9 protein-coding genes are annotated in these 10755 nt (G+C 44.7%); 4 read left to right on the top strand and 5 right to left on the bottom strand.

Features of this window, described 5'->3' with window-relative positions; genetic code table 11:
• Positions 1-145: 145 nt before the first annotated feature.
• From JGK14_RS09470 to JGK14_RS09455, 4 genes are all read left to right on the top strand, one after another.
• Positions 146-817 (top strand): glutathione S-transferase, encoded by a 672-nt coding sequence (locus tag JGK14_RS09470; protein ID WP_293225575.1) that lies wholly within the window; start codon positions 146-148, stop codon positions 815-817.
• 195 nt (positions 818-1012) lie between these two features.
• On the top strand, positions 1013-4348 hold the full coding sequence (dpdE, locus tag JGK14_RS09465; protein ID WP_293326465.1) for a protein DpdE: 3336 nt from the start codon (positions 1013-1015) through the stop codon (positions 4346-4348).
• Positions 4349-4625: 277 nt separating this feature from the next.
• Positions 4626-4970 carry a hypothetical protein gene (locus JGK14_RS09460; RefSeq protein WP_293190921.1) on the top strand — a complete coding sequence of 115 codons (345 nt, stop codon included), beginning with the start codon at positions 4626-4628 and terminating at the stop codon, positions 4968-4970.
• A complete protein-coding gene (locus JGK14_RS09455; protein ID WP_293179877.1) occupies positions 4967-5161 on the top strand; it encodes a hypothetical protein in 195 nt (64 codons plus the stop codon). The genes JGK14_RS09460 and JGK14_RS09455 overlap by 4 nt, the downstream gene beginning before the upstream one ends.
• A gap of 129 nt (positions 5162-5290) precedes the next feature.
• Here the strand turns inward: JGK14_RS09455 and JGK14_RS09450 are convergent, their stop codons facing one another.
• The 5 genes from JGK14_RS09450 to JGK14_RS09430 all read right to left on the bottom strand — a co-directional run bounded on the left by JGK14_RS09450 (position 5291) and on the right by JGK14_RS09430 (position 10105).
• Positions 5291-6481 (bottom strand): pentapeptide repeat-containing protein, encoded by a 1191-nt coding sequence (locus JGK14_RS09450; protein WP_325314996.1) that lies wholly within the window; start codon positions 6479-6481, stop codon positions 5291-5293.
• Positions 6482-6731: 250 nt separating this feature from the next.
• On the bottom strand, positions 6732-7370 hold the full coding sequence (locus JGK14_RS09445; protein WP_325314995.1) for a Uma2 family endonuclease: 639 nt from the start codon (positions 7368-7370) through the stop codon (positions 6732-6734).
• A 220-nt stretch (positions 7371-7590) separates the two neighbouring features.
• Positions 7591-8178 (bottom strand): Uma2 family endonuclease, encoded by a 588-nt coding sequence (locus JGK14_RS09440; RefSeq protein WP_293219402.1) that lies wholly within the window; start codon positions 8176-8178, stop codon positions 7591-7593.
• A 134-nt stretch (positions 8179-8312) separates the two neighbouring features.
• Positions 8313-8900, bottom strand: a complete 588-nt coding sequence (locus JGK14_RS09435) for a Uma2 family endonuclease (RefSeq protein ID WP_325314994.1) — start codon at positions 8898-8900, stop codon at positions 8313-8315.
• Positions 8901-8938: 38 nt separating this feature from the next.
• The gene (locus JGK14_RS09430) at positions 8939-10105 is read right to left on the bottom strand and encodes a pentapeptide repeat-containing protein (RefSeq protein ID WP_293179886.1); all 1167 of its coding nucleotides are present in this window, start codon (positions 10103-10105) and stop codon (positions 8939-8941) included.
• Between the last annotated feature and the right edge of the window lie 650 nt (positions 10106-10755).

The following is a 10755-nucleotide window of genomic DNA, read 5'->3' as shown; positions in this document are numbered from 1 at the left end:
GAAGCGCAACTACGTACCAAGAAAGGTATGTTGTTGGGCTTGAGCCCCAAGAGCGCTGAAGCGCAACTACGTACCAAGAAAGGTATGTTGTTGGGCTTGGGCCCCAAGAGCGCTTGCATCGCAACTACGTACCAAGAAATGCCCAATGCCCAATGACTATATGTCACCAATATATCCAATTTTATATTCATTCCGCCGTTGTCCCTATGCTATGCGCGCACGTTTAGCGCTGATGATTAGCGATCGCGCGTGTGAGTTGCGGGAAGTTGTTTTGCGAGACAAACCACAAGAAATGTTAGATGTATCTCCGAAAGGTACAGTACCGATATTGATTGATGTTGGCGGGCGCGTACTCGATCAAAGTATTGATATCATGTTGTGGGCGTTGGAACAACACGATCCTGAAAAATGGTTGAGGCCAAAGGAAGGTTCTGTTGCAGAAATGCTGGAACTTATCTCTCAATTTGATTATGGGTTTAAATATCATCTTGACCGTTATAAATACCCTGAGCGTTATGCTGGTGTTGATGCTCAAGCACATCGCGATGAATGTGCTTTATATCTGGGGAAACTCAATGCTAAATTAATCAAGAATAAATATTTGTTTGGTAATAATGTAGCATTGGCTGATATGGCGATCGCACCTTTTGTCCGTCAATTCGCCCATACCGATAAAATTTGGTTCGAGGAACAGCCTTGGATTCCCCTACAAGCTTGGTTGACAGCCTTCACCGACTCGGAAATTTACGCCAGTGTGATGCAGAAATACCCCAAATGGGAATCGGGGAATCCCACCGTTATTTTTGGGCGATCGTAATTATATTCAATCAACAGATAAGATTGCTTTCATTTGTTATCAATTCTTAAAATTATCTGCGTTTATCTGTGTTAATCTGCCGGATATCTGCGGTTTACCTATCCATCAAAAATTTATGCAATAAATCTCATATGTAATGTTATTCTATTCCCTCAGGCGTTAGTGTATTCTAACAGATATTGTCAGGCTAAAATTATGATTGATGTTGGTTCATTAGTTCGATCGCCCAAAAACGATATGGGAATCGGAAAAGTTGTCGAGGTATCCCACCCCGATGCCATAGTTGAATATTTTTGCTCAGTAAAAAACCGCATCCGCAAAACTGTACCCCTCAGTTTGCTACAAGAAGCCCGACTTCAGCGTCAAACCCGCTGCTACCTCTGGAGTACAAGTCAGGAAAGGTGGATAATTGGCCGAGTTTATGACTGGGATGAAGATAAACTAGAGTACGAAATTGACCTCCCCGACAGCCAAAGTTTGCAAGCTGTCGAAGCCGAGCTTTACGTTCGCTGCAATATCCCGATCGCCGATCCGATCGACATTTTAGCAGTTAAAGGCCAAGAAACTCCCTATTTTCACGATCGCCGTTTGGCTTTTGTCCAATCTGCGATCGAACAGCGCGCCGTCAGTCGCGGCATGACGGGCTTAATTTCTGCTAACATAGACCTGTACCCGCACCAAGTTGAAGTCGTGCGGCGCGTCCTAGAAGACCCAATCGTGCGCTATTTGTTGGCAGATGAAGCTGGACTGGGGAAAACAGTAGAAGCGGGAACAATTCTCCGCCAATTCTTGCTAGACGATGCTAACGGGCGCGCTGTGGTAATCGTTCCCAAATACCTGCTCGAACAGTGGCGGCAAGAGTTAGAAAATAAATTCTATTTGTCTCATTTTGCCGATCGAGTGCAGCTTGTTTCTTTGAGCGAAATCAATCAAATTAGCCGCAATGCTAACCTAGATTTTTTGATTGTTGATGAAGCGCAAGAACTCGCAGCCATGGCTAATTCGAGCGATCGCAATCAACAACAATCCTTTGAACTCTGCCAGAAACTAGCTCATAAAAGCAAAAATTTATTGTTATTATCTGCAACGCCAGTCATCGGCCGCGAGCAAGATTTTCTCACGATGCTGCACTTGCTAGACCCCACAACCTACCGTGTTGAAGATTTACAAAGTTTCAAAGCACAGGTGCAGAACCGTCAAGAAATTGGTCGAACTTTACTCGATTTCCGAGAGACAACACAGCCTGCTGTTTTGCAAACAAAACTTGCTCAACTTCGCACTCTTTTTGCTAAAGATGATTATTTAATCGCATTGGCAAAGGAATTAGAAAAAAGCCTAAAAACCAAAGAAACCGAAGAAAAATCTCGCCTGATCCGAACTATTCGCACCCACGTTAGAGATACCTACCGCCTGCACCGCCGCATTCTCCGCAACCGCCGGGATGCGGTGGAAGATGTGATTTTCGATCGCGATACAGTACCTAAAGCCGAGTACGATCTCAATGACGAACAGTGGTCTGAAATTCAAACTGTACTCGATAAATGGCGCGCTGCTGCTCCCAAATCTAGCGAATATCAGAGAATTTTTCTGCTGTTTTTCCGCGCTTCCGGTACTTGGTTGAATGTTTTGGAACGGGTTATCAAAGCTCGCTTGCAGAAAAAATCTAGTCCAGAGCTCGATCGCGAATTCGGACAAAGCGACACCGCAATTTTGACGAAAACTGCGCTGTTTTCCGAAGAAAGGGAACTGCTGGAAACCTTGCTCAACACTGTGTCAAAGGTCGAGGAAGGGTTCGATCGACTGGGTTTGTTACGAATCGCTATTTTGCGATTTCTCGCAGTTGCATTGAAGGTTCCGCGCGAATATCACAGCAATCCTCGCGATTTGCTCTCCAGAATTCAACAGCAAATTAAACGGCCGATTCCGGGCGAACGTTTCCCGAAAATTGCGATCTTCACCAGTTTTACGACGACTTGTCAAGAGATTGCGGAAAATTTAGCTAAAATCTTTGGTAAAAAGGCGATCGCCAGTCATGACATGACCAAATCAGCGGATGATGTGGAGGCGAATCTCCATCGGTTTAAGACTGAACCGCATTGTTTTGTCTTGGTGTGCGATCGATCGGCAGAAACAGGCGTCAACCTACAATTTATAGATTGGTTAGTCCACTTCGATTTACCGTGGTTTCCCAACCAGCTAGAACAAAGACTCAGCAGAGTCGATCGCATTGGTAGCAAAATGGGAGTGCAATTTTGTTTGTTTGCAGGCCCGGATATGCCCGATAGCCCCCACGAAGCTTGGTTTCAAGTCTTAAAAAACGGGTTTGATATCTTCAACAAATCGATCGCCAGCCTTCAGTTTTATGCCGAAACCAAACTGATTACACTTGAAGAAAAGTTGTTTACTGAAGGAGCAAAAGGCCTATCAAGCGAACTTGAATCGATTAAAACTGAAATCGAACAAGAGAAAATCAAAATCGATGAACAATACGCCCTCGATGAAATTGATATTCTTGATGACAGCGCATCTCAGTATTTTGAATCCCTCGACAACTGCGACGCACGCCATAAAGAAATGCAGCGGGCGGCGGAAGGTTGGTTGTGTCAAGCCCTCCATTTCAAACAAGTCGAACATCCCAGTATCTCTGGTTTGGTGCGCTATCAACCTACTCAAAAAACCTTAATTCCCTCCAAGGATTTGACAACTCAATTAGTTCCCTATTGTCAGCAATACGGTAGTTACAATCGGCGTATTGCTCATCAAAATACCGATGTCGTTCTTTATCGAACTGGCGAGGGATTAATTGATGCACTGGGCGCCTATGTTCGCTGGGACGATCGGGGTCAAGCTTTTGCGATGTGGCGTCACGATGAAAGTTGGGATGCTGCGGAGGGGAAGGAATGGTTCGGCTTTCAGTTTAATTATTCAATTCAAACTGATGTGCAGCCTGCTGCTCAAGTTTTGCAAGCACAAAACATCGAAAATTACAATTTAAAAGCTTTGCAACGGCGCGCTGATGCTCTGTTTTTGCCAATTTTTGAAACTGTGTATGTAGATGCTCGCAGCGAACAAATGTCTCTGGTAGAAGATGCGGAAGTTTTGGCAATTTTGCAGCGGGGTTATAAAGGGAAAGGCGGCCCGAATCGGGATTACAATTTGTCTAAAAATCGCACGTCGCTGATTGACAATTTTGTAGATTCCCTGGATTGGGATGATTTTTGTCAGAAGGGGCGGGTGGTATCGGAGGAATTGCTGCGCGGGCGCGAGGCTTTTGTCGAAATGTGCAATAATTCTGCTACCAGTGCTGCAATTCAACTCAAAAATCGGGTGAATCAATTGCAATTACGTTTGAATCGACTTTCTAAATCGGAACAGCTTTTAGAATCAGTTTTGGCTGATGAAATTAGTACCGAAAGTTTGTTGAGTCAAGCGGTTTTAGCGGGAATTCGCCACCCGCACCTAACTCTTGAGTCGGTAGGATTTATTGTGATTTCTGGGCGTGCTCCTGTGAAATCGGAGGATGAGGGATAATTTGTTTTGGTGAAGTGCGTAGGCCGGGGCCCGGGCGTAGCCATCGCTCTTTTTGAGGGCGATTCCCTACCCTTCACCGAACCCTTGCGGGAAGATAGCTTCGCTTCACGCTCTTTTTTGAACCGATTCGGGAACACGGGCTTTTGGGTTCGTGCCACGATGGACGCTGATGGATGAAAGGGATTTCGGTATGATTGTGAACTGCTTCGGATGTTGATCGATTACACTATGGTATGTTAAATTTTTATGGCAATAACTTAATTTTAGGGGTGTAAATATGGCTAATTTACCATCAAGAACTACTGAAATTATAAATCAATTAAAACAGCAGGCTTTAGATATTGTTAATGAAGCTTCTGCCTTGGAATTAACCATTTTTGAACTATTTGGAGAGACCGAGGCAACGATTGCGGCACTAGATGAAATGAAAAGTGCAGCCGATGATGCTGAATCTTCCTACTCTCAACTATCTACTATCCAGCTTCAAATTGCCCAAGCTCAACCTGTTGCCTCTGGTGATATGCTACAATTACTAGAACGAGCTATAGCACGAACCCAAGCAAGGATTCCGGCACTGGAGCGTAGTATTGAAGAAGTTAAGATGGAATACAACTTGCCATGAATAAACAACCGCGCATCCCCGATCCAGAAACATCTAAACGTTTGCTAGCTAACCTCCGCCGAACTCGTATGGAGGTTCAAGAAGTCAATTTAGAATTAGGAGAAATTAATACGCTACTGGCAGAACAGCTTCGCCTGCAAAGATTGAATCGAGTCAGGCGATCGCTCAATAGCTCTACAGCAGAATTGTAAATTTATTAGCCAAAGCCACAAAAAGTTTAAGAAACGCGAGCGATATTTTTTGAACCGATCTATCGCACAGGCTTTTGGGCCCGTGCCACGATGGATGCGGATGGATGAACGGGATCTGGCATTTACGGGCTAAACATCCTCAAAAATTGCTCCCCGCTGCTGTAAATTTAGCTTGACATCTTCCGCAAGTCCCGAGTTATTCCCAAATCTCGCTGACTTGACATTCGCACCGCTGAAATTAGCATTTGTTAGGTTAACTTCGAGCAGATTTGCGCGACTAAAATCGGCACCGCTGAGGTTTGCTAAAGCCAGACTGGCGCGGTACAAATCTGCACCGCTCAAATCTGCATTTCCGAGGAAAGCGCCACTCAAATCTGCACCGCCAAATTTGGCGTTTTGCAGGTTGGCGTCGCTGAAATCGGCATCGTTTAAGTTTGCACCCCGGAAATTTGCCGCCGGGAGATTTGCACTACTAAAATCCACTGCACTTAAACTTGTCCCGCGCAAGCTACCGCCCGCGAAATCCAGTGCGGGATTGAGATTGGCGATTGTTGCCAGTTCTACAAAATCATCGGTTTCAGCAGCTATAATGCGATCGACCATTTCCTGCAACTCGGCTTCGGCTGGCGCGATAATTTCCACCTCAGGCTGTTCCACCGCAGGCAAATTGTAAGACAATAGCGCCCAACTGAGAGCCGGTTGGAGCTTATTTGCTAAATATACAGTCAGGATTCTTTCTAAAACCGAATGTTGATTTGGCGTAATATCGTGCGGCCACAAACCCTCCGCATCTGTGAGATAAATATCTTCTTTCGCAACTTCAAAAGCCGCTGCAATCCGCAATGGTTTGGCGGGAAATTCTCCCAGTTTAACACTTTTTAGCAAACCTTTTAATACTGGTTTGCCCCGTTTTAATGAAAAAATCCAAGCGGGTTTTGTATCGTCGCCGATTGTGGAAACATGACAAAACGTGCAGTCAGTTTCCTGGATTTTTTCCGTCTTCTCGTTGTCTCGGACTTTCCGCTGACTTTCGGTTGACAAAACCTCTGTACTGCTGTCGATGGGCGACAGCTCAAAATCACCGACTAACTGACGCGATGCTACCGGAATTTCGCAGTTTTCCAGATTTAGTTTGAGCGTTCCGCCTTGCAGACCAAATTTAACGCGGCCGCCCAGCAGCGGTTCCCAATGCTCGTTAAAATTGAGGCTCAAGTGAATGTCAAGCTGCTGGGTTTGGGCTGCAACTGATGGCACTGGAATTGCTTCTAGTTGCATCCACAAGCAATCTGGGTATTTGTTGTGAGACTCTAGCGATCGCATATCGGTAGAAGTGCTGGCTCTGCCAGACTGTGATGGAGATTTTGACGAGTGCTTTATTTTATTTTATCACTCTTGAGCAAAACTCTTAAGCAAAATTTTATCTCTGATGATTTTGATAATTTATCGTTGGTTGAATCAATCCCAAATCGAAAATCTAAAATCCTCTCTTCCCCCAAATTTATCCGTGGGGTCAATCTAAAATCTAAAATCTAAAATCTAAAATCGATTGACACCTATAATGCACCTTAGCTTAATTGGTTGGTAGTATTTGGTTTTTTACCCAATTCCGAAATGCTTGAACTAATTCTAAATAATCCATTGTTTCCGCCTGTTGCAAAAACCCGACAATTTCTAAAATAGGTACAGTGGGAAATGCTAAACTGCGATCGCACGAAACGTATGCTCTATTTTCTAATCTATTGATAATCAGGCGTTCGCCGTTATAAATCCAAACTTCCGGCACGCCGACATCAGCATAAACTTGCAAGCTATTTTCCGAGTAACTCGTGAGATCGAGTTCCACTACTAAATCAGGTGGCGGACTTTCCTTCGTGTCAATTCTTTTTATTCCTTTAATTGCAGATACATTCTGGATGTAAAAACATTCATTTGGTTCTGCACTGCTGAGTTCTGGACGCTTAAAAGTTGTGGAACCGACGGCTGCAATGTTCAGTCCGAATTCTTCAGCCAGGGTTTCCACAAATCTGCCGATTATTGTTTTGTAAAATTGGTGTTCTGGTGAAGGTTCCAGAATCTCTAGATTGCCACCATTGTATTTCAGCCGCAGCGGCCGGTCAATGTATTCGGCGAGCAAGGTTTCGTAGGTTTGCCAACTGATACCCGATAACTGGATATTTTGGCCTGGCGAGGTGAGATTTTCAGCGGGCATAGTGGTATTTTGCTGAGTAGTTCGTAGGCACAAGCCGGGGCTTAGCCATCGCACTTTTGGATTATACCATCAATTCGGGCGATCGCAGTAGCATCTTTACTAGACCTGAATTACAAAAATAATTCGGACGGGCTAGAAGCCCATCCCACAAGAAAAAAAATTGTGGGATGGGCTTCTAGCCCGTCCTGAAATTTGATTAACAGGACTTTTACAATCTTTTCTACTCACCCATCTGCGCCGGAAATACCGCAGACAAATCGAGAGACAACTCTGGGAAACCTGGAATTACCACAACCTCATTCGGCAAAGCTACTCGTTTGAGTCTATAATCGAAACCACCTCTTTGTTTTTGATAAGGTTCGCTGTGCATTTCCAGTTGAATATCTACCAAATTAAATATCCAATAATCAGAAATTCCCGATTCAGCGTAGAGAGATAACTTGGTTATCCGATCGTATTTCAAAGTAGAATCAGAAACTTCAATCACCAACAAAATATCAGCAGCTAGAGGGTGAGAAGATACATAATCACGAGAAAGATAGCGGGCAATCACAACATCAGGCTCAGGTGCGCTATTATCAGACAAGATAATCGGTTCCTGACCGCGCACGATCGCTCGTTCTTCTAGCAGGGAGTACAATTTCCCAAACACCCGCGAGTTACAAACAGAGTGAAGCCTACCTTTAGCAGCCATTTTGATAATTTCTCCGCGAATCAATTCAAATCGAGCGTCGGATTCAAAAAATCCCAGTTCTGCCAAACGGTCATATTCGGCGATCGAGAATCGTTTTGCTGTAGCGAAAGTCATAGCTTTTGTTATTCTATAATATGATTTTCGATTCAAGAATTGGCAATGAATAGAGTGCGGTAGCTCATAACAGTAATTGTCCGAAGAGTTTGTCGATGGCTGCGCCCCGGCTTGCGCCTACGCACTCCTCAGCTTCACTCACCCATCTGCGCCGGAAATACCGCAGACAAATCGAGAGACAACTCTGGGAAACCTGGAATTACCACAACCTCATTTGGCAAAACCACTCGTTTTACTCGATAATCGAAACCACCTCTTTGTTTCTGATAAGGTTCGCTGTGCATTTCCAATTGAATATCTACTAAATTAAATATCCAATAATCAGCAATCCCAGATTCAGCGTAGAGAGATAACTTGGTTCTTCCATCGTAATCCAAAGTAGAATCAGAAACTTCAATCACCAACAAAATATCAGCAATTAGAGGGTGAGATGATACATAATCATCAAAGCGATTGCGTGCAATCACTACATCAGGTTCTGGTTCACTATCAGGAGGCAAAATTATCGGTTCCTGACCGCGCACGCAGGCACTTCTTGCCATAATCAGGCACAACTCTCCCAGCAATAGAGAGTTACAAGCCGAGTGAAACGTAGTTTTTTTAGCTTTTTTGATAATTTCTCCGCGAATCAATTCAAATCGGTTATCGAATTCAAAAAATCCCAGTTCTGCCAAACGGTGATATTCGGCGATCGAGAATCGTTTTGCAGTTACGGCAGTCATAGCTTTTATGCCCCTCTACAATTACCAACATTCCCATTTTACTCGAAAATCCCGCCCCGCGTCGTCAACTCAACTTTGACCCCTTCGGAAATCCCCAAACAACCAACAAACCTCGCATTCTCCACTACCACATTTTTTAAATCAGCGCGGCTTAAATCTGCACCGTTTAAATTTGCACCGCTCAAATCAACACCGCTCAAGTCAGCATTTTTGAAATCAGTGTTTGTCAAATTCGCATTAACTAAAATTGCATTCGGTAAATAAGCACTGCTCAAATTAGCTCCGGTTAAATTTGCACCGGTTAAATTTGCCCTCGGCAGCTTGGTTCGCAAATCTGCACCGCTCAAATTGGCGCTGCTGAGTTCAGCATCCCGCAAATTAGCATTGCACAAAGTAGCATCAATTAAAATAGCAGAACTCAGCAAAGCACCGCTGAGATCTGCCAAGGTCAAATCTGCACCTTGGAGGTTGGTTTCGCGTAAATCTGCACCGTTCAAATCAGCGTAGTTCAAGTCAAAATTCCTTAAATCAGCTCCGGCAAAATCTTCGACGGGATTCAAACCAACTGTTTCTGCAAGTTGGACAAAATCATGATGTTTGTCGGTTAAAAACAGTTCCCGCACGATCGCCAATTGCTGCTGTCGGTACTCGTCGGCTTTCTCGTAATCGGCTAAATATTTGTAAGCCAGCTTCAAACTCTTGAGAGCACTGCGCTCAACGCGATCGTCCTGGTGGGCGCGCGCCATCGACAATTGCTGCTGATAACACTCGATCGCATCGGGCAAATTTCCATTAGCATCGCAAGCCAGGGCCAAATTGCCCAAAGCTTCCAACTCTCCGCGAAAGTCGCCAGTCTCTCGCGCGATCGCCAAACGCTGCTGCTGGTAATCAATAGCACCAGAAAAATCTTCAAGGGCACAGCAAGCATTGCCCAGATTTCCCAAAGCATTTGCCTCGCCCCGGCGATCGCCAATTTCCCGCGCTAACACCAAATGCTGCTGATAACAGTCGATCGCGCGATCGTAATTCAAGAGCGCCTCGTAAGCCACGCCCATATTACCCAACGCTGCACCCGATCGGCGCTTATCGTCCATTGAGCGATACAGCGTCAGGGCTTCCTGCCAAGAATCCAGCGCCGCCTCAAATTGGTGCGCCTGATATTGCAAAATCCCTTGCTTGATTAGCTCGCTAGCTTGTTCGCTCATGCTGTCAAAATCACTTAATAACTCAAGTTGATACTAATCGACTTCCAGCAGTAATTGCTAATGGGTAATTGCTAATGGGTAATTGCTAATGGGTAATTGCTAATGGGTAATCGGCAATCAGTATGGCCAACTCTCGCCATTGTCCCCTCTCCCATTCTCCCCATTCAGACAAAAAAAGGAGAGTCACCTCAGTAACTCTCCCGACCATCAGGGTGCATCTCTGTAACATGATATAACATATTGAGAATGAGGGGCGAAGCCCAGTTTGTCAGGCTTTGATGAAAAAGTATAGCTGGCGCAACGATTTAAACCTTGCGGGCTGAAGATTGGCAGTTGCTTCAGGTATCTTCCTTCGTGACAAGCGTCCTCGCGGTTCCACAATTCGGGATTCTTCCAAGCAGAAACCGCTCATCAGTATTTTCACGTCCGTGCCCCACAAAAAAAGACAAAAAAAAAGAGAGAGCTACGGAAGTAACTCTCCCTGCCATCAGGGTGCATCTACATAACAGACTATAACACATTAGGGATGAGGGGTGACACCATCTTATGTAAAATTTTCATGAAGAAGTATAGCTAGCCCAAGCGCCTCAAACCTTTACATATCAAGATTGCCAGCTTCTTATTGTCTATTTCTGACTGTCTTTAGCATT

The sequence above is a fragment of the Microcoleus sp. PH2017_28_MFU_U_A genome (assembly GCF_020738035.1).
GTDB lineage: Bacteria > Cyanobacteriota > Cyanobacteriia > Cyanobacteriales > Microcoleaceae > Microcoleus.
The sequence above is the reverse complement of the archived record's forward strand: the minus strand, read 5'-3'. Positions and strand labels throughout refer to the sequence as shown.